The organism is Parabacteroides hominis, assembly GCF_014287585.1.
In the GTDB taxonomy this organism is placed as follows: domain Bacteria; phylum Bacteroidota; class Bacteroidia; order Bacteroidales; family Tannerellaceae; genus Parabacteroides; species Parabacteroides hominis.
Map to the genome: position 1 here is coordinate 39,066 of NZ_JACOOJ010000034.1, position 25,463 is coordinate 64,528.

Annotated in this window: 19 protein-coding genes; 4 read left to right on the plus strand and 15 right to left on the minus strand. The window is 42.7% G+C overall.

Going from position 1 to position 25,463, the window contains the following annotated elements; translation table 11 throughout:
• Positions 1-4: 4 nt before the first annotated feature.
• The 3 genes from H8S65_RS16175 to H8S65_RS16185 all read right to left on the minus strand — a co-directional run bounded on the left by H8S65_RS16175 (position 5) and on the right by H8S65_RS16185 (position 5,098).
• Entirely contained in the window at positions 5-3,256 is a 3,252-nt protein-coding gene (locus tag H8S65_RS16175; protein ID WP_186930895.1) for a TonB-dependent receptor, read from the minus strand.
• Between the two features lie 184 nt (positions 3,257-3,440).
• Positions 3,441-4,490 carry a FecR family protein gene (locus tag H8S65_RS16180; protein WP_186930896.1) on the minus strand — a complete coding sequence of 350 codons (1,050 nt, stop codon included), beginning with the start codon at positions 4,488-4,490 and terminating at the stop codon, positions 3,441-3,443.
• 56 nt (positions 4,491-4,546) lie between these two features.
• On the minus strand, positions 4,547-5,098 hold the full coding sequence (locus H8S65_RS16185; RefSeq protein WP_186930897.1) for an RNA polymerase sigma-70 factor: 552 nt from the start codon (positions 5,096-5,098) through the stop codon (positions 4,547-4,549).
• 258 nt (positions 5,099-5,356) lie between these two features.
• On the opposite strand from H8S65_RS16185, the gene H8S65_RS16190 reads away from it, so the two are divergent.
• Positions 5,357-5,566 carry a hypothetical protein gene (locus H8S65_RS16190; RefSeq protein ID WP_186930898.1) on the plus strand — a complete coding sequence of 70 codons (210 nt, stop codon included), beginning with the start codon at positions 5,357-5,359 and terminating at the stop codon, positions 5,564-5,566.
• A 314-nt stretch (positions 5,567-5,880) separates the two neighbouring features.
• Here H8S65_RS16190 and H8S65_RS16195 read toward each other — a convergent pair whose 3' ends face one another.
• From H8S65_RS16195 to H8S65_RS16220, 6 genes are all read right to left on the minus strand, one after another.
• Complete coding sequence (locus H8S65_RS16195; RefSeq protein ID WP_255489289.1) at positions 5,881-6,903, minus strand: MBL fold metallo-hydrolase; 1,023 nt, start codon at positions 6,901-6,903, stop codon at positions 5,881-5,883.
• Positions 6,904-6,992: 89 nt separating this feature from the next.
• A complete protein-coding gene (locus H8S65_RS16200) occupies positions 6,993-8,126 on the minus strand; it encodes a metallophosphoesterase family protein (protein ID WP_186930899.1) in 1,134 nt (377 codons plus the stop codon).
• A gap of 213 nt (positions 8,127-8,339) precedes the next feature.
• Positions 8,340-10,232: a RagB/SusD family nutrient uptake outer membrane protein gene (locus tag H8S65_RS16205; RefSeq protein WP_186930900.1), complete on the minus strand. Its 1,893-nt coding sequence runs from the start codon at positions 10,230-10,232 to the stop codon at positions 8,340-8,342.
• A gap of 31 nt (positions 10,233-10,263) precedes the next feature.
• On the minus strand, positions 10,264-13,680 hold the full coding sequence (locus tag H8S65_RS16210; protein WP_186930901.1) for a TonB-dependent receptor: 3,417 nt from the start codon (positions 13,678-13,680) through the stop codon (positions 10,264-10,266).
• A 285-nt stretch (positions 13,681-13,965) separates the two neighbouring features.
• Entirely contained in the window at positions 13,966-14,943 is a 978-nt protein-coding gene (locus H8S65_RS16215; RefSeq protein WP_186930902.1) for a FecR family protein, read from the minus strand.
• 73 nt (positions 14,944-15,016) lie between these two features.
• Positions 15,017-15,601: an RNA polymerase sigma-70 factor gene (locus H8S65_RS16220; protein WP_186930903.1), complete on the minus strand. Its 585-nt coding sequence runs from the start codon at positions 15,599-15,601 to the stop codon at positions 15,017-15,019.
• A 552-nt stretch (positions 15,602-16,153) separates the two neighbouring features.
• Here H8S65_RS16220 and H8S65_RS16225 point away from each other — a divergent pair.
• Entirely contained in the window at positions 16,154-16,741 is a 588-nt protein-coding gene (locus H8S65_RS16225) for a DUF417 family protein (protein WP_186930904.1), read from the plus strand.
• 74 nt (positions 16,742-16,815) lie between these two features.
• Here the strand turns inward: H8S65_RS16225 and bamJ are convergent, their stop codons facing one another.
• The 6 genes from bamJ to H8S65_RS16255 form a co-directional block, all read right to left on the minus strand.
• Positions 16,816-17,382, minus strand: coding sequence for a BamJ family beta-barrel-assembly machinery protein (gene bamJ / locus H8S65_RS16230; protein WP_186930905.1), 567 nt, complete (start codon positions 17,380-17,382; stop codon positions 16,816-16,818).
• A 4-nt stretch (positions 17,383-17,386) separates the two neighbouring features.
• Positions 17,387-18,931: a glycine--tRNA ligase gene (locus H8S65_RS16235; RefSeq protein WP_186930906.1), complete on the minus strand. Its 1,545-nt coding sequence runs from the start codon at positions 18,929-18,931 to the stop codon at positions 17,387-17,389.
• A 420-nt stretch (positions 18,932-19,351) separates the two neighbouring features.
• A complete protein-coding gene (gene lpdA, locus H8S65_RS16240; protein WP_186930907.1) occupies positions 19,352-20,695 on the minus strand; it encodes a dihydrolipoyl dehydrogenase in 1,344 nt (447 codons plus the stop codon).
• Between the two features lie 10 nt (positions 20,696-20,705).
• Positions 20,706-21,086 (minus strand): hypothetical protein, encoded by a 381-nt coding sequence (locus tag H8S65_RS16245; protein ID WP_186930908.1) that lies wholly within the window; start codon positions 21,084-21,086, stop codon positions 20,706-20,708.
• An 18-nt stretch (positions 21,087-21,104) separates the two neighbouring features.
• Entirely contained in the window at positions 21,105-21,524 is a 420-nt protein-coding gene (locus tag H8S65_RS16250; RefSeq protein ID WP_186930909.1) for a PH domain-containing protein, read from the minus strand.
• Between the two features lie 135 nt (positions 21,525-21,659).
• Positions 21,660-22,361, minus strand: coding sequence for a TapB family protein (locus tag H8S65_RS16255; RefSeq protein ID WP_186930910.1), 702 nt, complete (start codon positions 22,359-22,361; stop codon positions 21,660-21,662).
• A 202-nt stretch (positions 22,362-22,563) separates the two neighbouring features.
• Here H8S65_RS16255 and nadB point away from each other — a divergent pair, with 202 nt between their 5' ends.
• Both nadB and H8S65_RS16265 read left to right on the plus strand, forming a co-directional pair.
• Entirely contained in the window at positions 22,564-24,138 is a 1,575-nt protein-coding gene (gene nadB, locus H8S65_RS16260) for an L-aspartate oxidase (RefSeq protein ID WP_186930911.1), read from the plus strand.
• 56 nt (positions 24,139-24,194) lie between these two features.
• Positions 24,195-25,316 (plus strand): DUF4221 family protein, encoded by a 1,122-nt coding sequence (locus H8S65_RS16265; RefSeq protein WP_186930912.1) that lies wholly within the window; start codon positions 24,195-24,197, stop codon positions 25,314-25,316.
• Positions 25,317-25,463: the final 147 nt, after the last annotated feature.

Sequence of the window (25,463 nt, forward strand, 5' to 3'; positions counted from 1 at the left end):
AATGTTATAAACTAATTTGTAATCCGAAGATCCACGATCTTAATAAAGGACCATTCTTCGCACTACGTCCTCCAGTCGCATGTTCGGGATCCCAACCATTCCAATCCGTCCAAGTTGCAATATTCTTTCCACTGACATAGACTTTCAGATTGCTTAATGATATCTTCTGGATAAGATTTTTCGGCAGGTCATATGACAATGAAATATCTTGAAATCTCAAATAACTGAGTTTTTCATAAAATCCATAGCTTCTTGGATTTGAATATCCAACACTCGGACGATCATTTCTCGGATTTTCCGGAGTCCAGTATGGTAAATCTAACTGATTTGTCCTGTTATACTGATTCGTTCCAGGGTTTGTCCAAGCATTTGGAGCATATCCTCCCAAACGAGCATCCAGCAGAAATGATAAAGAGAAATCCTTATACCTGAAACTGTTATTCAATGAAATCATCGCTTTGGGACGATTATTATGCAATACCATACGGTCTTCCGGACCAATCGAACCATTTCCACTAAGATCTTTAAACTTTATATCTCCGGGCTTAGCCGATTTATCAATAGAAAAGTCCTCACCTTCCTGCCAGATACCATCAAAAACATAATCATAATTAGAACCCAAAGAATAACCTATAAACCATTTGGAAGCCAAGTCGTCATCTTCCTTTCCATCTCCATTCAAATCTTCACCGGTAAGATGAAGTATTTTATTAAAGTTAGAAGAGAAAACCAGCGTAGAATTCCATGAAAAGTCCTTTGTTTTAATATTCTCCGTATTGATAGTTATTTCAATACCCTTATTCGATGTTTCTCCGATATTTGAAAGAAAAGTCTCATAACCAGACATATTCGGGATACGAACCTTTAATAATAAATCCGTAGTCTTTGTAGTATAAACATCTAAAGCGCCACTGATTCGATTATTTAATACACTGAAATCAACTCCCAGATTATATGACGAAGACGTTTCCCATCCTAAATCCGGATTTGCCATAGAGGTTGGATATAAACCAATAGAAGAACTTCCTCCGTCACCATATACAAACTGCGTTAAATCCATATTACTAAGAGAAGTATAACTATCAATACCGCGATTACCATTTTTACCCCATGATAAACGTAATTTCAGATAATTAATCCATGAAATATCTTTCATAAACTTTTCCTGTGAAACAGCCCATCCTAATCCCACAGAAGGAAAAGTTCCGTACTTTTTATCTGCACCAAAAGCAGAAAAACCATCATTACGGACAGTCAAGTTAATCATATATCTATCTGAAAAACGATAACCGACACGAGCCATACTGGATACAGCTGCAGATTTTCCAGCCCCTGACTCTGCTGTCTGGTTTTCACCAATCCCCAAACTATTATAGCCAAGTGCATCATTAAAAATATTACTACTACCCAAAGTAGACGAACTCCATTTACTTTGCTCATACCCATACATAAGCGTTACATCCACATTATGAACTTCCGCAAACGTATTGTTATACTTCAATATATTTTCAAAGATCAAATCATGCCTAAAAGAATGTTCCTTATCACCACTTCCAAGCCATGAGAATCCATCACGATCATATGACGGGATATAATTATCCAGTTCCTTAAAGCGCAAATTATTTGCAACATTCATCTGATAACTTAGTCCCTTAAGAGGTAATTGAACAGTCATATAATTGTTATTAGTCAAACTATAGCTGACTTCTTTATTATCCTCCATTTCCACTTTCCATAATGGATTCGTTATCATACCATCTCCCGACGGTAATCTACGCAAACTGCCATCGTCATACCGTAAAGAAGAGAAAGGACTCAACCAACCGGCAATACCCCAGTCTGCTTTATTTCCAGAATAATCTTTCATGGCAAAACTTGAGTTTGTTCCAATCTTTAGCCATTTAGTAATATCGATATCAAAATTTGCCCGGACAGACAAACGTTCAAATTTATCGCCAGCCAAAGCAGACTTCTGATTTGTATAAGCTCCGGACAAATAATAAGTCATTTGCTCTCCTTTACCTGAAACACTAAGTTCGTGTTCCGTCATCGGGGCACTTTGCTTGATAACATCCCATGTATCGATCGTACGTCCTGCTTTAATATTTTCTTCTTCAAGAGTAGGGAACGGCCAAGGTTGATCCATATAAGCTTCTGCATCTTTTCTCAATTGCAGATAACGATCAGGTCCCATCATCTTAGGCATATGGGCAAAATCAGAAAAACCGACATAACCATTATAATTTAATCTTGGTTTGGAAGTTGTCCCTTTTTTAGTCGTAATCATAATAACTCCATTCGCTCCTCGAGAGCCATAAATCGCTGTAGAACTTGCATCTTTCAGTACATCCATAGATTCAATATCATTGGTATTTATATCTGAAAGTTTTCCTCCAGAAAAAGGAACGCCATCCAAAACAATCAAAGGCTCGTTACTTGCAGTAATGGAGGCAGTTCCCCTAATCTGAATATTACCATCTGCACCAGCCATACCTGTATCAATGACTCTTAAACCTGCAACACTACCACGTAATGCCTGAACAGCGTTAACATTCGGGCTTGTCTCTTTTTCCGCTATACTAACACGAGTTAAAGCCCCTGTCACATCTTTTTTACGCGCAGAACCGTAGCCGATCACGACAACTTCTTCCAATGCTTTTGTATCCTCTGCCAACTTGATATTATATGAGTTTTTTGAGGTTACAGAAATGGTTTGTGTATCATAACCAATATAGGATACAACCAATAGAGCTTTATCCGAGACATCCAAAGAGAAACGTCCGTCAATATCTGTAATGGTTCCATTGGTGGTCCCTTTTTCCACAACATTAGCCCCGATAATCGGTTCCCCGTTTTCGTCTGTAATTACTCCTGTAATCTTTCGAGGCGCTTGGGAACTTGTTGTAGCCTTCGTTATAATAATATGCTTACCTGTAATCTTGTAAGTCAGATTATTGTTTTTTGTAATTTCACTAAGTACCTCTGAAACTAACTTATCCTTAACCTTCAAATTGATTCGCTGATTATTGTCAATTTCCTCACTTTTATAGAAGAACATAAATTCAGACTGCTTTTCTATTTGTGAAACAACATCATAAAATGTCCCGTTTTCCACTGCAACAGAAATACGATGCTCCTGAGCGTACGTTACTGCAGACACCTGAATAATACCCGCCAAAATAAATATTGCCGTGATTTTCATAATACGTGTAATTTTTAGTGACAGTAATCGACTGTCATCTCGTTCTTTTTTCATACATTTGGATGTTTTTTATTATTAAATTGTCTCGTTCGCAGCGTTTTCCAGACAAGAGCGAAAGAGAACGGTTAACTAATCAAAAATGATTTTTGAATCGGGAAATGTCGCAACCATTTTCCGATTCTTTTTTTAAACAACTGAAACTTTGTACATAGGCTATCAGATTTAATGATTTGACAAATTATTTACTTGTTATGAATATATCCTTTTTCACTCGTTTGAAAGTGAACTGCTTTTCATAATCAATAATCCGGAACACATCCAAAATGTCTTGATCCAATGAGAATGTGCCCGTATATTTGATCTTCTCCAAACGTTTATCATCCAGATGTATCTTGACATTGTAGTAATTCTCCAAACGTTTTACGATAGAAGCTAATGGTTCATCCTTGAACTTATACTCTCCATTAATCCAGGCATTTGACAACGATGCATTGACTTCTTGCAAAGAGACCGAGCCCGTCGAATTATCAGACAATGCTTTCTGGTCCGGTTTTAAATACATACGGCTCATAGATTCTCCTCTTTCGTTGAATGCTTCCAACAAAATCTGGCCAGTCAAGAGTGTCACTTCACTATATGGTTCATGAGCATAAGCCTGAACATTAAAAGTTGTCCCCAACACTGTTATTTCTTGCTTTTTCAATTTAACGACAAAAGGTTTCTCCACATCTTTAGATACTTCAAAATAGGCTTCTCCATCCAAATAAACCTGGCGGTTTTTCCCATTAAAACTGGTAGGATAGCGAAAAGTGGTAGCTGCATTCAAAATAACCTTACTCCCATCTGAGAGAAATACAGTATTGGCACGTCCGCCCTTCCGGACATGTATCTCATTATACACTACGTCTTTTTCTGTTAAATCAGACTGCTGTCTCTTTCCCTGGAATTCATGAATTCCCCAACCAGCACCAATTGCAAAAATTATAATAGCTACATATTTTACACATGAAAACCATAAATCACGCATGCGTGATTTACCAAGAGAAGGATCCTTCTCTTGGTGCTTATCTATGCGCGCAAGCATTCTTTGCCAACTTGCCTCATTCACCTCCTCCTTTGAGAAAAAAGAACGTCGACTGGAGTCTGAGATGCTTTTCAGCCCAAAGAAATAAGATTTATGTTCCGCATCTTCTTCCAGCCAGGACTCCAGGTAACGGAGTTCTTCTTCATTTATATCCTGTTGCAGGAAACGGATTATTAATTCTTCTATGTTATATTTTTCAGACATTCCGATGTTCGTTTATATTATACACGATTATCTCTTCAGATCTACTTACGCAATTCTCAAAAATTTAGAAGAAAAATCAAACAACTGAGTAAAACGCTCCGCAAAATCTTCAATGCCTTATAAAGTTGTGCCTCCACCGTACGGGTGGAAATATTGAGCAGTACAGCTATTTCCGAAGTTTTTCGTTCTTCCAGATAGGACATTGTAAAGATTTCACGACATTTCTCCGGCAACTTATCCATCTCTTTATAGATAAGCTCCAGACGCTCGTCTTCCGCAAACAGGGATTGCGGATCGTCATTGTAATATATCTCTTCTATTTTTAATTTGGTCGTGACGGCATTAATATAATCACCTTTTACCTCCTGATGTTTCAGGTAATCCAGACAGGCATGTTGAACGGAGCGATACAAATAAGTTTTAATCCCTTCTTTCAAAAACAGAAAAGTCCTCTTTTGCCAGACTTTAAGAAACACATCCTGCACCAAATCTTCTGCAGTAATAGCATTTACATACTTTCCAGCATAGAAAATCAGCATTGGAGCATTTGATTTATATAGCTCCTTGAACTGTATCAACTCTCGATCATCCTCCTTCGGTCTATCCATAACGCAAGCAAACAAAGAAACGTTTCTACAAGTATAGACGATTTATCCGGAAAAACTACTTACGGAAAAGTTATATTTTTATTTAGAGATGGCTTTTTAACGCTTGAAAGAAGAAAGTTTACCTTGTGTCGAGTGAAGCAAATTCCTCTCAATTGGCATATTGTCACATGAGCCAATTGGCATCTTATCTCCACCCCTTATTGTAATTAAAGGTTTATTTAACATTAGAATGACTTAATGATAGAATAAATTCAGACATTGCTTTTTCTTGGACAAAACGAGCTTTTCTCCATCTATTTGCCGTTTATCGCCACAAAGACGGTCGTCATCGCCATGACAAGGGACTTCATCGCCATGAAGACGGTCGTCATTACCCATGAACCAGGTGCTCACGGCAACGAAGACGGTCGTCCTGAAAAATTTCTGCGCACCTCACAGCGGGAAGGCGGGGAAATACTTTTTCCATAAATGATCTGTGCCCCGACCTTGCCCGCAAATATCCGATTCTCCGGCAGTTGAGGTTTATCATATTGTTGCGTTTTATCCGTTTTGACTGGCAAAACGGAGCCGATACCGGATGATATGCCAACCCCACAACGTCTACAGTCAATCCTGAGTGTCGGAACCAGAGCAAAAAGTAAGATAAAAACAAACCGAGATTTCAGGTAAAATAGAAAAAAACTGCAAAAAGGGGTTATTGTAATTTATCATCGTGGCGATCGGACAATATCTCATTTTTCTGCGCATTCAGAACTCCGTCCCATTTTTAATTGGAAATCGGGCTATCGTTTATACCAATAGACCTCTCCCCACGTCATTAAGCAACTGGGCGTTCTAACGTTTTCCAATTTAATAAATGAAGTCCAATAGGACTCACGATGATCAATCGTGTGCCCTAATTCATTTTCATGTCCAGTAATCACGAGTTTTGGATTGAATCCTTCAATCGTATCGGACAAACGGTTCGCCCAACAGTTGATCAACAAAACATCCAATGCAGGAATTTTTGTTTCCACATCAAATAACCACTCCAAATCATCTTCACTATATTGATCACCTGTCTGTGCGAAAGTAAAACCTTCAGGAGTCGTCACCACATGGATATTGTTAATCAGTTCACTTTGATGTCCTGGCAATATTTTTACCTCCAACTTGCCCCCCTTTGTTTTAAATTCCCTATCGATGATCTGCTCCGAACGAATGTGGGTTACCATTTCATTCCCTTCCAAACTATTGTTCGGAGCAATCACTTGTTTTCCCATATCTGTAAACATTTTTACGACAACCGGATCTATATGGTCCGGATGATTATGAGAAAGGAACATAATGTCACACTGTTCAACAATAGCTTGCATCGTTTTATCTGAGATCAAAGAAGGAGATTCTTTCATAGCCCCTCCACGGTACAAGTCAAAAGCGACAGTGACACTTTTTGTCTTTACGATAAATCCGTCATTATAGAGTTTATACACTTTCATCCCTTCCTCCAATGGTTTCTGCATGTCTTCCAAAAGACCGCCCAAACGAGATTCCATGAATTGGGAAATCGTTCCACTACCATCCAAACGCGTATCATGGAATATACCATCCAGTAATTGTAATGCTGCTTTACGAGCCAATGTCGGATTACCAGAGGAAGGGGGATTTTCTTTTAAGAGAGCATCTACCAGATGAAAAATTTTTTCAGTTTGATTAATCAGATACACTTCCTGCTTACCCCAAAAAGGCACCGTTTTTTCCTGCGCTTGTAACAACATATACAATGGCAAAACAAACAATGCTAATAAAAATACACTCTTTCTCATTTGAATAATTATTTAATTTTTGCTCGTGAAATTTCACCCTACTCTCACGTCACATTCAATAAAGCTATATCTGGATGAGTACGCGTTTATCACCTCAACTTGAAATGTTTACTAATCTTCTTTGAATTACCAGCATAGAAATCGATGGTTACATGCCGATCAGAAACATTCATTTTATAAGAGCCTGCCGAAGTCGAACGGATATAGGTTTTCAAACCGGATTTATATTCATTCAACAGCTCAATGTCATCCTCATATTTGGATCCATCCTCTTTTTTCTTGGATTTAGCCATTTTGTGAATATTACCGTAATCCTGCGGCTGTTCCGACGTACAAGAATAGGTCCCTAACTCCGGTTTAGACCAGACACTATTAACCGTCATTTGTGTAATGCGGCCACCATCCCCATACCAATCTGCCAATTCAGTCGTATGAATGTGTCCACAGATACACAAGGCGTTCCGTTGGGCAAATACTTTACGAAAATGTCTACGTGCAGCAGTCTCTTCAGCCGACTTACCCCCGTGGAAGAACCATCGGCAACTTCCTCCGTCATAGGGTAAAATCGGACCGTGAGTCAATATAAATGTATGTCGGGCTCCTTCACACTCTTTTAGCATCTGATCAATGAGTGTATCATCCGGGTCATTGAAATCCAATACAATATAAGCATCACTGCCGATCGTGAAAAAAAAGTTTGTATGGATAATGGACTTTCCTAATTCCTCAGACATCCGTTTCGGCATATAGGCATGATAAGCCTCTTTTGCGTTCGTTCCGCGGATATCATGATTACCCGTCACAGTCACAAAGGGCAAACCATGAAGTTCTGACTTGAAGCGGTTCATCACGTCATCTAACATTTTTTTGTGGACCTCCGGATTACCGCAATCTCCTTGAATCAAGTCGCCCAATTGAAATACCATTTTGGTGTCAGTACCAATCAGTTGGGCAGCCCGTTTAAGTAACAAAGGACAACGCTCTCGCCACATCTCCCCATTACGGGCAAATTCAGCACGTTGTACTCGGTTCAACCATTCTACCGGTTCATTATAGTCTGCATGATACACACTGGCCGGTTCCGTATCAAAGTGTGTATCGCCTAACAATACGATTGAATATTTTTTCTCCAGGTTCGATTCAGATAAATAGGACAATCGGCTTCCGAACGCCAAACCTGCAAGCGATGTTGCACTAATTGTTAGAAATGCTCTTCGTTTCATGATATGGATCTTTTATATGATGTAAAATATAATATGGTTTAAGATTAGTGTGTGTGTCAAAACTGCCTTGTTCCCGCGCTTGACGCGGGATCGCATGAAAACCGGCCGTATAAATATCTGATTGATAAGGCCTGTTCTTTTGCGGCCCCGCGTCAAGCGCGGGGACAAGTAGATTTTGACACACCGCTATTTTCGTTATTCACATTTTACAGATTAATCCTGCCAGCCCGGATTCTGCGTAAGACTTGAGTTCATCTCTCTTTCCTTTGCAGGGATCGGCCAAATCTTTATTTGTTCACCAACACTAAGATGCTTGTAAGTAGTCTCACCCCAAATCTGCATCAAACCATTCGTATTAAGTTCTCCTACCTGTTTGGAAGAATGATCTTTAAACTTCCTGTCGTACCATGTACCCCAACGAAGCTCGTTAAAGAACATAGAGTCTTCACCTCCAAGTTCAACATAAAACTCTTTACGAATACGCTGCCTCATATCCTCTTGCCCACTCACAACAGTCGCAGGATAAGCCTGATCATTAAGAAGAACATGCCCGACACGCTGTCTTACCCTATTTACAAAGGCAACAGCCTCGCTCGTCCTGCCCAGCTCATTCAAGCATTCAGCCCGCCTAAGAAGAATTTCAGCATAACGGCAGAGTATAATATCTTCGGAATAGACCCAACGAGTCGTACATTCATCATTTTCTGTTACATATTTTCTCCAAAGATAATAAAACTTAGAATTGGTATCTGTACGAATGTCATAAGGCTCTCCAGCATCCAGGATGTACGGCCAACGGAGTGTCCAGGTATGATTTCCCACACCTGCCTGATTCCCGTCGTAAGTCGAGTAAGGAGTTATAATCGACTGCATCAGACGCGGATCACGATCTTCATATGCCTGACGTATTCTTGCCTCATTCCCTTGATCCAAATATTTGCTCATATCGGCTCCATAAGAAACCATATTATTATAAAGAGCCTGATAATTAGAAGTCGCTTCAGTTGTTCCCCATTCTCCTTTACCGGATTGAAGTCCGTCACGCAGAAAGAAAGCAACCCTTTCCTGGGGAGTCATCGAATGCCATCCGGGACAATATTTTTCCCAATCAAATTCGGATCCGTCCGCACACTCGTACATTTCCACAAAAGCTGGATTCGGGAGATAATTGTTCCAAGCAGAACCACCCGTACAACGATTACCATAATTGATCCCTCTCGGATTTCCCATACCACTTGTTTCAACACATTGTATTGAAAAAATCATCTCATCGCATTGCTCGTTAGCCGGTTTAAAGAGCTGAAAGAAATCTCTGTTTCCTTTTACGCCATTACTCGGACTGTAAAGCGAATATCCAAGCCCTTCAATTGCTTCAAAGTCTGCAAGTGCTTTAGCATAATCTCCCATAAACTGATAAGCATAACCTCTGAAAGCATAAGCAGCACCTTTTGTTATACGTCCATAACTACTATTACCTTGAGCATATTTACCAGGAAGATTAGATTCATTGATGCAATCCGTAAGGTCTGAAAGAACTTGGTCCCATACCTCAGCTTCCGATGAACGTGCTTTAGTTGCTTCCGAACTCTCTACATTTTCCGTATAGATAGGAACACCTCTCCACAAGACATTCAAATGATAATACGCCCAAGCACGCAGAAATTTACATTCGGCTTTCAGTCGCGCTTTCTCGCTGTCCTCCATTTCCGGGACATTATCAATGTTGTTAATAACATCATTAGCCCTATATACAATCGTATAATAATACTTGTAATGATTGCCGACATTTCCATTCGAAGGCGTACAAGAACCGGAAATCACAAAACAATTATTTTTCCAGTTCATATCGATATCCATTACGGACGACCAGGCATCAAACGGAATACCGATAGAAGGACTATCGTAATTTTTAGAGAATTTCTCATACAGTTCATTATAAACACCCATCACAGCTGCACGGGCAAGGATAGGGCTGGTCCACACATTAGAACTTGAGAAACTATAACTTGGAGATGTATCAAGAAGATCGCCGGCGCACCCTTCCAAACCGAATAACATACCCGATAAGGTTCCGATGATAGCTATTTTTCTGAATAATTTTTTCATATTTTCAATATATTAGCTGTTTCCAAAATAATTAAAATGTTAAATTAATACCGAAGGCATACTGACGCATAGTAGAATATCCCATACTAACACGCATCTCAGGGTCCATACCGGAGAAGCCTGTAATCGCAAAGAGATTTTCCCCGGAAGCATATACACGAAGTCTTTCAACATAGAACTTTTTAGAAATACTTTTAGGCATTGTATATCCTAAAGTCAAATTTCGAAGTTTAATGAAATTCCCTTTCTCCAAATGAAGTGAAGAACTTGCCGAACTCTGAGCCCCCGATACATTAACCAAACGAGGTTGTTTCGAAGATAAATTGGTTCTCGGATCCGAAGGATTTTCAGGATCATAGAAATAATGATCATCCGCCACCGCATCCGGAATTGCATAGCCATAAGTAGTTTCACTTGAATTCCTTGACTTACCATAGTAGTAAATACTAAATCCGGCAGATCCGCCCCAAGTCATAGAGAGGTCGAAATCTTTCCAGTTTGCACTGGCCTGAATACCAAAATTATATTTAGGGATCGTTGAAGTTCCCTGAAATTCAGAATCATATGAATTACCATAAACTCCATCTCCATTCGCATCTGCATAAATATACTCACCATACCAAAGTGCATTTTTAGCAATATTATTATAAGGCTGGAAAGTATAACCTGCCGCTTGCATGGCCTGAAGCCATTGCATATCGTTTTCCGTACGGATCATACCATCTTTGGGACCACCATTTATATTGACCGTACCGTCTGCATTGAAATAGGAACCATTACCACTGTAAACATTAGGAAGATAAAATTCATTAATCTGACGTCCTTCGATAACCCTTGTAGTACTACCGGTAGAAACATCTCCTATATTGGTAGAATATTCCGTATGTTCCTCATTCCATCCTTTTTCCAATTTACCTTTATATTTGCTGACAAAGTTCTTATTAAAAGAAAACTGGCCTTTAATGCTATAACTGAAATCCTTGCCGATATTATCTCTCCATCCGAGTTCCAATTCAACACCCCTGTTCGTAACTTCCGCAATATTCGCTTTCGGAGCAGTTGCATTTCCCATTACCATATACATATCAGGAGTGTACAGAATTCCGGTAGTCAACTTGTTATAAACATCTATATTACCATTCAATTTATTATCAAAGAAACCAAAATCAAGACCGACATTAGTAACGGCCGTCTCTTCCCAAGTAAGAGCGGCATTGGCAATAGAAGTGATGGCGATACCACTTGTCAAAGCTTGACCGGTAGAATAATTTGCTGCCGAATATACAGACTGCCAATCATAATTGCCGATTGCATTGTTGCCAAGTTTACCCCAAGAAGCACGAAGTTTCAAGTTGGTCAACCACTGTACTGGTTTAAGCCACGTCTCTTCATTCATACGCCAGCCGGCCGAGAAAGAAGGGAAAGCTCCCCAGCGATAATCAGGAGAAAACCTCGACGAGCCATCATAGCGCAAGTTAAACTCAAACAGATATCTGCTCTTATAAGCATAATTCGCACGCCCGAACACCGAGCGGGCAGCATATTCAGTCCCATAACCAGCCGTCGAGTAAGGTGTTGTAGCGGCATCAAGGTCATTTACAGCAGCATCTGTAAGTCCCAGCTTACTCACATTTGTCTCCCTGTAATCATACGTTTCTTCCTCATAGCCAATCATAGCCGACACATCGTGAACGCCAAAAGACTGGTTATAATTAAGTAAATGATTCAACTTCGTGCGATTCGTCCTTGTATAATACATACGAGTATAAAGAGTTGAGGGATCATCGGCTCCTGTTGAATAAGCCCCCTTAGAAAAACTGAACTTTCCAACGGAAGCGTCCGAGACTTTTCTCTCACGGCGAAGATCCTGATAGTAGAAATCAAAGTTATATGTAAAATATTTCAGAAACTTGACTTGAGCATACCACTCCGTATAAAGCTGTGAATATTTGTCAAATCCGTTCAATACATTATCCCAAAGTCCGTTATGTGACTGCGGATCCTCTTCGGGTCCTTCCGGCGCACCATATTTTCCATCATAATACGGATATATACAAGGAACCATCTTCTCCGTGTTCATGGAATTGATATGACTGCTCCCATTATAACTGGTAACACTGACTTCTTGATCGGTAACATTTCCCGATGTACGGGTTCCAACCCGCAACCAGTCGGTAATGTCAGAATACAAATTCACACGCCCCATATAGCGATTATATCCCGTATTCTTCATGATACCCGGATTATCTATATAGGAAAAGCTCATTGAATAACCTGTTTTCTTCTCCTTGCCATTGAGTGAAATCGTATGTTTCTGCATCCATTGCTTCGTATAAATCTCATCCCACCAGTCTGTATTGGGATAAGCGACATAGTTCGGATAGCCCGAAGCGGAAATGCCGTTAGGATCAGCTTTAGCGGCTTCCCAAAGATCAATAGAACTCTGAGAAAACATATCGGAGTTTCCCAAGTTATTAGATGATTCATTCATCAATTTCATATACTGGACATAATCCGAAATTGTATGAACAATTTTGAAAGGTTCATTATATGAGACTGTGCCATCATACGTCACACTAATTTTACCCTCCGTGCCGTTTTTGGTCGTGATAAGGATAACACCGTTAGCACCGCGATTTCCATATATGGCACAAGAAGCCGCATCTTTAAGGATGGAAACATTGGCTATATCAGAAGGATTGACCATACTGATACTTTGTTCCATTCCATCAACAAGAATAAGAGGGCTGGAAGAGTTCAATGTCCCGACACCGCGAATGTTATAAGAAAAACTCTCTGCATTAGGTTGCCCGGAACTTTGCATGATCTGAAGACCTGGTGAGGCACCACTAAGAGCTTGAGAGGCATCGGTAACGGGCCTCGATGACATTTCTTCAAAATTAACAGTGGAGACCGAACCAGTCAGGTTTACTTTCTTCTGGGTACTATAACCAACGACAACTACCTCTTCCAATGCTTGCGTATCCTCCGATAATGTAATATCGACAACGGAACGATCTTTAACTTGAATTTCGATTCTATTATATCCTATATAAGAAGCTACCAACACAGAATTTCCATAGACGGATAAAGTGTAATTTCCATCGACATCGGTAATAGTCCCATTAGTAGGATTTCCTTTCTCAATGATATTGGCGCCGGGGATCGGCTCTCCGTTTTTATCCGTTACTACGCCTTTTATATTTTTCTTGGCCTGTAAAGCGACTAACCTTTCGTTCCCTTTATACAAGGCAATATGCTTGTCGTTTATCACATAATGGATATTCTCTTTTGCAAATAGTTCATCCAATACTTCAGGAACTGTCTTATCCTTAAAGTTGACAGTAACTTTACGAGTTACTTTTACTTGTTCTAAATTATATGTGAAATAGAAACCACTTTTTTGTTCAATAGCAGCGAGGACCTCCTGTACAGTCGTATTTTCCATATTCAATGACAATTTCACCGACTGTGAATAGCTTAAATTAGCAAAAGACTGTAAGGTTCCCAGTAGTATGAATAATATAACACATCTCATAATATTTAGACTTTTTCGAAGCCATGACGATTTATATACACCGCATGGCGTATTTTTCATAATATAATGCATACATTTGTAAATGATTAGTTAGTAATAAATTTAGGTTCACTAAAGCGTTACTCGCTTAATCCCGGCTGAAGATATTACCGTATCTTCAGCCTTCGTTTTTATAAATCCTTTCCCATAGGCTTTTTATTTTAATGGTTTGAAAATCCGTATTTGTTCCCCTTCAAATGAATAATCCAATCTCCGGGTTTCTTTCAGCAAGTGCAAAACCTGTTCAATGGTAGCTGTATCCTTAAAGCGGCAAGTAAAAACTTCAGAACTTAAAGAATGATCTGTTATAATTATTTTCACATTAAATTTCCGTTCCAAATCACGAACAATATTATCAAGTCGGCATTGGATGAAAGCACCTTCTCCTTTCATCCATAATTTAACCGTATTCGTATTGATATTTTTTTCCAATGTCAAACCGGAACTTTCCGAATATGAAACCTGTTCGTTTGGTTTAAGAGTCAATTTGTTTTTACGGTCGTTTGTTTCCACTTCAACTTTTCCCTCTGCTAACGTGACAACAGATTTTTCGTCGAAGTAAGCTTTTACATTAAATTTCGTACCCAACACCTTTATTGCCAGCAAAGGTGAATGCACGACAAAAGGAAGATGTTCCTTATGAGCCACCTCGAAAAAAGCCTCTCCTTCAAGCCGAACATTCCTTTCCTTATCTGAGAATTGAGTCGGGTAAATAAGTTTACTTTGGGAATTCAACCAGATCTTTGTTCCATCGGCAAGCATTAGAGATGCTCTTTGCCCTTTCGGTACTTCAACCGTATTCTCGCCTACAGTTGCCGGCTGAACCATTTCATAAAGATTTAATCCTAATAATCCGATGATAAGGATAGCTGCAACATATTTTAATATGTGGATATATGTAAAATGCTCTTCAGCATTTTTACTCTTTCCCTGGGAAAGAGTAAAACGATTATACGCCTCTTCTATCTCTCTCCTATCCGAGAATCGCAGTTCATCCTTCAAACTCCATATGCGTTCCATTTCGAACAGCCAGTCAGCATTGGGCTTGCCGGATGCAATCCATTGGTCGACTAAACGGAGGTCTTCCGGGGTACAGGTATGTGTGAGGAATCGTATGAGTAATTGTTCGTCCATCTTCTTTTATTGTGCTTATATAAAGAAGACAATCGAGGCAGGACAAACTACGTGGTCAAAAACAAAGAAAAATTCAATTTATGTTGCAGAGCAGGAAAATGAGCAGGAAAAGCCCTTTCAAATCTTCCCGGAGGAAGGCAAGCGCTTGCCGGATATGTCCTTCAACTGTGCGGGGAGAGATTCCCATAATCTCGGCTATCTCCTTATGACTGATATCATGGAAATAGGCCAGGCGGAAAGCCTGTGCGCATTTGGGAGGCAGTTTATTAACGGAGAGTTCTATGATTTCCCGCAAATCCTGGTTTATAACGGCCTTAAGGACATCGTTAGCGTCGCTGGACTCATCCAAGAAAGCGATACGCGCCTCAGCGATGCGAACGCGTGATTCGTACTCGTCAACAATCATCTGGTGCTTGATGTGGTTCAAGCAACTATTTTGCAGCCATTTAAAAAGGAAAGATTGGATATTGTCGGGTTGTATAACCTTTTTCTGTTCCCAATAGGAGGTAAAAACTTCTTGCACCAAATCTTTGGCAACCTGCTCATCTACAAAACGACAAGCGAGTGCCATCAATTTAGGATAGAAACATTCAAAGAAAGCTTTAAAAGCAACATGATCTCCTTTTCTTACTTTTTCAATGTCAATTTTCGCTTCCATAATATTGTCTCCTTTCTATTTGTGGTAAAAAAGCGTGGAGCTATTGTCTCATCCGGTTAGGAGCTCTGGTAAGCTGTACAACAAATAAGCAATAGCCCACGCCCTATGGGAGCGCGAGCGTTTTTGCCTATTATTCTTTTTGTACAATGAATTTACCAGATTCCTAACCAAAGAATAATACGAAACGCTTCTACGTTTTTCTTCAATAATTTCAGACAAAGATAGTTTTATTTTCAATAAAAGGCTTATTCGCCAGCAATTAATTTTTATTGGAAGTCCAATAACACTATTTAGCATCTCAACCCTTGACAAGTTCAGACAAACCCGTATCTTTGCATCGTGGTTTTTTCATAATAGTATTAGATTTAAGGTTAACAAAGTTTGGTTAGGGGTTGTCGTGAGACAGCCTTTAATTGTTTATAGGGGTTTCCTTTTCCTATAAATAGCCAGATCGGGGAAAATTGATAAGTTATCCGGCAGAATTGCCATTTACCGCAAGACACAATAGGTCGATCTTTGCATCATAAAACAAACACATAAAACAGCAAAGACATGACGACTAAATTAAGTAATCTATTTTACACTTTCCTGAACATTGCAGCTTCGACTCAAAAGTTAGGTATTAATCTGATTCGCGTAGCGATCCTGATCATTTTCGTATGGATCGGAGGATTGAAGTTCTATAATTATGAAGCGGAAGGTATCGTACCGTTTGTAGCGAACAGTCCTTTTATGAGCTTCTTTTATACGAAAAGCGCTCCCGAATATAAAGAATATAAGCTGAAAGAGGGGGAATTCAACGAGGCAAAACATCAGTGGCATGTGGAGAACAACACGTACGGCTTCTCGCACGGATTGGGCATTCTGATCATGGCTATCGGCATCCTGACATTCTTAGGTATTTTCTCCCCGAAAATCGGCCTGGTAGGTGCAGGACTTGCCATTATCATGACGATCGGGACGCTTTCTTTCTTAGTGACAACGCCTGAAGTATGGGTGCCGGATCTGGGAAGCGGAGAACACGGATTCCCGCTGCTGACCGGGGCAGGCAGACTGGTGATAAAAGACACGGCGATTATTGCCGGGGCGATCGTTGTGCTTTCGGATTGCGCACAGAGGATATTGAAACGGAAGAAATAAAAAGCAAGAAGGGGCTGCCTACGCAATAGTGTAGACAGCCCCTTTTATCTTTTTAAAACCAATAACCTTTACATTTAACTTGCCGAAACAGCCTGCTCATCCACAGATACCAGTTCGATTTCAAATATTAAAGTCGAATAACCCGGAATACTACCGCTACCGCTTGCGCCATAGGCCAACTGCTGCGGAATCCAAACCTCATATTTATCCCCTTCAACCATGTGTTGCAAAGCGACTGTCCAGCCTAATATGACGGAACCATATCCATTCGGATTGGAGTTCGAATAATTCGCATAGTATGAACTGACCGCGCATTTGAAGGGCGTACCGTCTTCAAACAGCCGGGCATCAAACTCCGTCCCATCCGTCAAAGAACCTTTATAATATACGGATACACGACTATTGAAATAGGCTTGCTTGCCATTTCCTTTTTTAATCAGTTTGGCAAAAACATAACCGTCACCAGCCTCTGAAACCCATTTTTCAAAACCGGTATCATTCACTTTGGCCTGGAAGGCAATGTCCTGTTCCAACCGATAAGCTTCTTTCTCAACAGCTTCAGTATCATCGTCGTCATCCTTACAGGAAGAGACAACGAGGACACACAACAACATCAACGCGATATGCAGGTATTTCTTCATGCGTTTATTCCATTATCTTTTTTAATAAATTCTTCATGCTTACCTTTTCGGAGATAATGTCGTGCAACTTGTCGATGCTCACACGTTCCTGTTCCATCGTATCGCGGAAACGGATCGTGACACAATTATCCTTCAAAGTATCGTGGTCAACTGTAATACAGTACGGGGTTCCGATAGCATCCTGGCGACGATAGCGTTTGCCGATAGAATCTTTTTCATCATACTGGCAACGGAAATCGAAGCGCAGCAGCTTCATGATCTCTTCGGCCTTTTCGGGCAGACCGTCTTTCTTTACCAACGGCAATACGGCGAGCTTGATAGGCGCCAATGCTGCGGGCAACTTCAATACGACACGTGTTTCGCCGTTTTCCAACGTCTCTTCGCAGTAAGAACCGGCCATCACACTCAGGAACACGCGGTCTACGCCGATAGAGGTTTCGATCACGTACGGAGTATAGCTCTGGTTCAGTTCGGGATCGAAATACTGGACTTTCTTGCCGGAGAACTTTTCGTGCTGGCTCAGGTCGAAGTTCGTACGGCTGTGGATACCTTCGACTTCCTTGAAACCGAACGGCATTTCATATTCGATATCGGTAGCGGCGTTGGCATAGTGGGCTAACTTTTCGTGATCGTGATAGCGATATTTTTCGTTACCCAATCCCATAGCCTGATGCCATTTCAAGCGGGTAGCCTTCCACTGCTTGAACCACTCCATTTCTTCGCCCGGACGAACGAAGAACTGCATTTCCATCTGTTCGAACTCGCGCATACGGAAGATGAACTGGCGGGCAACGATCTCGTTACGGAAAGCCTTACCGATCTGGGCGATACCGAAAGGTATTTTCATGCGGCCGGTCTTCTGTACGTTCAGGAAGTTGACGAAAATACCCTGTGCCGTTTCCGGACGCAGGTAGACTTTCATAGCTCCGTCGGCAGTCGATCCCATCTCCGTAGAGAACATCAGGTTGAACTGGCGGACATCGGTCCAGTTGCGGGTTCCGGAGATCGGGCAGACGATTTCGCAATCCAGGATCAGCTGGCGCAGGTCTTCGAAGTTGGAATCGTTCATGTCTTTCGAGTAGCGTTCGTGGATCTCGTTCCATTTCGCTTGGTATTCGAGCACCCGTCCATTCGTTGCGCGGAACTGGGCTTCGTCGAAAGCATCGCCGAATTTCTTCGCGGCCTTGGCCACTTCCTTATTCATCTTCTCCTCGATCTTTGCCAGGTGATCTTCGATCAGCACATCGGCGCGGTAGCGTTTCTTGGAATCTTTGTTATCGATCAGGGGGTCATTAAAAGCGTCGACATGGCCGGATGCTTTCCAGATAGTAGGGTGCATAAAGATAGCCGAGTCGATGCCGACTACATTTTCGTGCAACAGCGTCATGCTGTCCCACCAGTATTTCTTTATGTTATTTTTCAGCTCTACGCCATACTGCCCGTAATCGTACACTGCTCCTAAACCGTCATAAATCTCTGAAGAGGGGAATACAAACCCGTATTCTTTACAGTGCGAAACTAATTTCTTAAATACATCTTCTTGTGCCATAATAATAATTTGCCAATTAATTAATGTGCCAATGTGCCACTTTTGCGCATTGGCACACTATTAAGGTTGCAAAGTAAATGATTTTTTCGGTAACCTGTAGCATTTTCAGCATCTTATAAGGATATTTTCGAAGAAACATCGGCAAGACGGAATCTTCTCCCGCCCGGAAAAGGGCGGACGGCTGCCTATTTCGGGACAGTTTCATAGAAGGGGAACTTTTGTTCCATAGGCATGAAACTTTTGTTTCTTGCCGGAGAAAATTTATTTTCACTGGCGGGAAACAAAAGTTTCACCCCATGAAAAAAAGTGAAACATTTCACTCTTCAGGTGAATTAAAGCAAGGCTTTCAGCAAAAAGATCCCGGCCCACCGGACAGTTTGTCGGGATGGACCGGGACCGGGCATGTATGGGGAATAATTATCAGAGCGCTTCTTTAAGGATCTCGCCCACGGTCGGATGCGGGAAGACGATGGCTTTCAGCTCGTCGGCCTTCATGCCTTTTTCGATGGCGATACCGGCGATGACGATCAGTTCGGAGGCCGGGTTTCCCAAGAGGTGGGCGCCGATGATCGTTTCGTCTTCAGCCAAAATCAGCTTGCAGACGCCGTTGCCCTGCTCGTTTTCGGCGACAAAGCGGCCGGAGAACGCCATCGGTATCTTCTTGACGGTGTAGGGCGTGCCGTCGGCCTGCAATTCTTCTTCGGTCTTGCCGACGCCTGCGATTTCGGGGTTGGTATAGACAACGCCCGGAATGGCTTTATAGCTCATGCTGCGGTTCTTGCCTAAAATGTGATCGACGGCCACTTCCGCTTCGCTGACAGCCGTATGGGCCAACAGGGAGAAAGCGGTGATATCGCCACAGGCGTACACATTCGGGACGGAAGTCTGCATAAATCCGTTCACTTTAATACCGTTGCGGAAAGGTTCGAGGGCCAGTGTTTCCAAACCGAAACCTTTTGTCACGGGACGACGGCCTACGCTCAACAGGACTTTTTCACCCTGGATAACGAAAGTCTCGCCATCTTTCTCGACCGTCACATCGCCACCGTTTACGACAGTCACCTTATGCCCTAAATAGAACTTGATGCCCCGTTTGGCATATTCGGCCTGCAACATCTCGGACAGTTCCCTGTCCATCGGACCGAGAATCTTATCCAGCATCTCGACCACATGCACTTCCGTTCCCATGCTGTTGAAGAAGGAAGCGAACTCCATGCCGATCACACCGCCGCCGATGATCACTAACGAAGCCGGCAGTTCTTTGGACAGCAACGCCTCACGGCTTGTCCAGTATTCCGTTTCCGCCAATCCGGGAATAGGAGGAATAACGGTTTCCGAACCGGTGCAGATAAGCAGGTTGGCGGCTTCATAAACAGCTTCGCCCGAGGCGATAGAGATCGTTCCGTCGGCTGCCCGGCTTTTGATTTCGGCTTCGCCGCTCACCACTTCCACGCCGTTTTCCTTCATCTTCATGCGGATGCCGGCTGTCAGTTTCTTTACGACTTTATTCTTACGGGCGATGATCTTCGGGAAATCGAAAGCAGGATTCTCTGCGCTCACCGCATATTTGGGAGCGTGTTTGATCGTATCATACACTTTCGCAGAGTAAAGCAATGTCTTTGTCGGCACGCATCCTTCGTTCAGACACACACCGCCTAACGCGTTCTTCTCAAAAAGCACGGTGGACAAACCACCCGCAGCCGCCTTTTCAGCAGCCGTATAACCGGCAGGACCTCCCCCGATTATGGCAACATCGTATTTCATGTTCTCAGATTTAATTAAGTTTTATATTGGGATTAATTTGTTGTAATATCGAAATAAATTCTTCCTTGTCAGCCGGATAAAAAGAGGAATGCCTCTCGATGCCTCCTTCCATGCGAGAGTAATAGACGACGACTTTATTTCCGCAAGATTCGAGCCGGGAGATCAGTTTCACGTCGATTTGTCCGTTTCCGTGCAACATATCCTTATCTGTTATCTGGTACGGACGCAATTGAAGTATGGCAAGCGATAGAAAACAAAGGATCAACGGCAGTTGGTCAAACTCGTTACTGCTGAAAGCATTCACAATAATCAACAAAGCAAATGCTCCTAATAAAATCCAGAAGATGTATATATGCCAATCTTTCTGGTTTTTCCGAATCTGTGCTTTCATGGTAATATGTTTTAAGTTTTAGATAACCGGATCCTTTATCTGGATACCGGGATTATGCTTCTTCAGCAGCTTGACGAAGTCCTGCTTGTTGACCGGCGAGACCAATAGCCACTGCGTGTCGCCTTTGTAGATGATCAGGCGGTCCAGCGACAGGGCGTAGCTCGAAACAGGCATCACTGTCACTTCGACGGCGCTTATCTCCGAAATAGGAATCCGCTTTTCCGGGAAAATACTGCAATGGGCAATCAGATAACCATCCGCCGTTATCTTGTACCAAGTAGTCGACAGCATGTGAATGCATTCCAATGTAAACAACAGCAACACGATCATTGTTACGGGAGACTTGCCGCCCACAAATGCAGCAACAGTGCTTGCCACCATCACCAACAGTATCAGATGATACCACCAACCTACTTTCGATTTAAAGACTCTGTCCATATCCTGAATTTTGCCGAAAGATAGTCATTTTATTTCTTTTGGCGATTCAGGGAAAAGAAAATGCGCTGCAACTTCTCAGCAACAGCGCATCCACTTAAACCGGTCAAACAATTCCTAAGAGGAATATATCATTCATTACTTTACAACTTCGAGGACAGTATAGTATTGCAACTGATTGTTGTTGTTATACTGTTCGTTCTTTACGACCCCCACATTCGGAGCGTACCATTCATATCCGTAGCCCTCGATCGTTTCCTTCGGGGAGCGGGATTTGATTTTATATTTTACTTTCGTGCAGTCGAACGTGCCGGCGGGAGTCGTCACCTGTTCGGTCGTCACATATTCGCGGTCATAGATAGACACGTTCTTGCGATCCTTCCGGTTCTTCTTCGAGTAGATCTGGATATAGGCATCGTCAAAATACATATCGTTTCCGTTACCGGAAGGCGCGTTCGAGACGCTCGGATAATTGATAACGGCATCGGTGGCAGCCACATCCGATTGCACGGTCGAGACAAAAGACGGGTTGGACAATACTTCTTTCATTTCCATAAAGAACTCGCCGTTCTGGCAGAATGCTTCCAGGTCGCCCTTGTCGTAAACCGTCCCTGCGTTATTCACAAACACATAATCGGCTTCCACTTCCAGGCCGGACGGAATGTTCTTCACTTCATCGACCGTGTAGGTCATCACACTTTGCAGGTTTCCTTTCGCATCGTAGCCTTTTTTTACGAGCTGCGTGCCTTTGGTCTGCGGGAAAAAGAACGTACAATCCTGAGCCATCGCACCGGCCGCAAACAGCAAGGCCAGGGCGCTCAATACAACTTTAGATTTCATATTTTAAAACGTTTAAGTGTTAATAATTAGCAGGATATCCAATGCCCCAATAAAACAGGGTTCCTTTCTGAGATGTTTACGGCGGGAAGTTTAAAATATCCAAAGAATCAGTAATACGGACTATTTTGCACGAAAGCGGCCTTTATAAGGTACAACCAAATAAGTTAATTCCTAACTTTGTCAGCTACAAAGGATATAAACTATGGTACAACAATTCGATTTCTTAGTGATCGGTTCCGGTATCGCCGGCATGAGCCTCGCTTTGAAGGTAGCCGATAAGGGGAAAGTAGCCATCATCTGCAAGACAGAGCTGGAGGAAGCGAACACCTACTTCGCGCAGGGAGGCATCGCTTCGGTAACAAACCTGCTGGTAGACAATTTCGACAAGCATATTGAAGATACAATGATTGCCGGCGACTGGATCAACGACCGGGAAGCGGTGGAAATGGTCGTACGTAACGCACCGGGCCAGATCAAGGAACTCATCAACTGGGGCGTGAACTTCGACAAAAAGGAGAACGGAGACTTCGACCTTCACCGCGAAGGAGGGCATTCCGAATTCCGCATCCTGCACCACAAGGACAACACCGGCGCCGAGATCCAGCTAAGCCTCATCGAAGCGATCAAGAGACATCCCAACATCACGATATTCAACCATCACTTTGCGGTAGAGATCATCACGCAGCACCACCTGGGCATCATCGTCACCCGCTATACGCCGGGCATCAAATGCTACGGCGCATACGTGCTGAACGAAGACACCGGCAAAGTCGATACTTTCCTGTCCAAAGTGACGGTTATGGCAACAGGCGGTTGCGAAGCCGTCTACCGCAACACGACCAACCCGCTGATCGCTACGGGCGACGGTATCGCAATGGTGTACCGTGCCAAAGGAGCTGTCAGCAATATGGAGTTCATCCAGTTCCACCCGACCGCCCTCTTCCATCCGGGCGACCGCCCTTGTTTCCTGATCACCGAAGCCATGCGCGGGTATGGCGGTGTGCTGCGTACGCTCGACGGAAAAGAGTTCATGCAGAAATACGACAAGCGCCTGTCGCTGGCTCCGCGCGACATTGTGGCGCGTGCGATCGACAACGAGATGAAACTCCGGGGTGAGGACCACGTTTACCTGGATGTGACACATAAAGATCCGGAGGAGACGAAGAAGCATTTCCCCAATATCTACAAGAAATGCCTCAGCATCGGCATCGACATCACCAAAGATTATATTCCGGTGGCTCCGGCCGCCCATTATCTTTGCGGCGGTATCAATGTCGACCTGAACGGACAGTCCAACATCCGCCGCCTCTACGCCATCGGCGAATGTTCCTGCACCGGCCTGCACGGTGGGAACCGTCTGGCCTCCAATTCGCTGATCGAAGCGGTCGTATATGCGGATGCAGCAGCCAAACATATCCTGAGCGTCCTCGAACGCTACGACTTCAATACCGACATCCCCGAATGGAACGACGAGGGCACGATCTCCACAGAAGAACGCGTGCTGATCACCCAGAGCATGAAGGAGGTGAACCAGATCATGGAGGCATACGTCGGCATCGTCCGCAGCAATACCCGCCTGACCCGCGCCTGGAACCGCCTGGACATCCTGTACGAAGAGACGGAAAGCCTCTTCAAGCGTTGCAAGGCATCCAAAGAACTGTGCGAACTGCGTAACATGATCAACGTCGGTTACCTGATCACCCGCCAGGCAATGGAACGCAAGGAAAGCCGCGGCCTTCACTACACGATCGACTATCCGCCGGTAAAGAAAGAATAAAACCCAGGAAAGGAGGAATGTCAAAAACTCCTCCTTTCCCCCTATTTATTATGAACATGAAAAAGCACCATCTATTACTCTTCTTCTTCCTACTCCTGTCCATTGCTTGTTCAACAGATAAAAAGTACGGAGCATGCGAATTGAAAGAGACAGACGAAACGCTGTCTTTCCCGATCGATTCGGACACGAAAAACAACTTCAACATTTACTCAGTCTATAAAGACAAAGACGGAAAAGAATATCTCACTTTCCAGAACTTTGAAAACAATACGATCCACTTCTATGACCTGAAACAGCAAAAGCCGGCATTCAGGATAACCCCGCCACAGGAAGGAAGCAACGGCGTCGGGAGGACATTCGGTTATTATATTCAGAATCTCGACAGCATCTATCTTTTCAGCTTTTATGAAAAAGAATTCCATCTTATCAATAAAGAGTGTACACTTCTCGACAAACAAAGTTATCCAGAGCAAAAGTCAACCTGCTTTATGGCTACAGCCTCCCACCCTCCTGTACGCCTCGGACGAACCCTCTATACCTGTATCGAGCCGAATCGTCTGATCGAACATGATCCCGTCTCTTTTACTATCGACATGGACACGAAAGAGGGAAAAGCATTACATTCTTTCGATTATCCCGACTATCCCGGTTCGGAAGTCAAGTTGAAACGATATGGCATGGAAGCCAATTACAGCCGGTGTTATGACGGCCAACGCTTCATTTACTCCTTCCATTACGACGAAAACATCTATGTGGCCACTCCGGAACACGACTCGATACGGAAAATTCCGGTTAAAAGCAAATACTTCGACAAAGTACAACTGCCGGACGAGCTGACAGCAAGTCCCGAAGACTTCTGTGTGAATGCCTGGTACAATGATCTGCTATACGATCCCTACCGGGAAGTTTATTACCGGATCGCTTATCCGCCTTCGACTTTAGATAAAGGTGTCCGTTCTATGGAACTCCTACAATTCGGGCGTAAGAACTTCAGCATTATCATTCTCGATAAAGAGTTCCGTATTCTCGGCGAAACCCTCTTTCCCGACAATACCTATAATCCTAAAATCATGCTGGTCCGCCCCGAAGGATTATATATTTCCGACAGCCATTACCTGAATCCCCGGTTCAGCGACGATATCCTCAGTTTCCGGAAGTTCGAGTTAGTTGAGAAATAAATATCACCCGATAAACCCGGAGGAAGCATGAGGGTGTGTCAAAACCGTCGCATCCTCTTTTTTTATGCGCAAAGTCCGAACTTTCCCAAGCTCGGACTTTGTTATTACCCAAAGTTTATGTAACTTTCGGCATAAGATTTTTTGTTA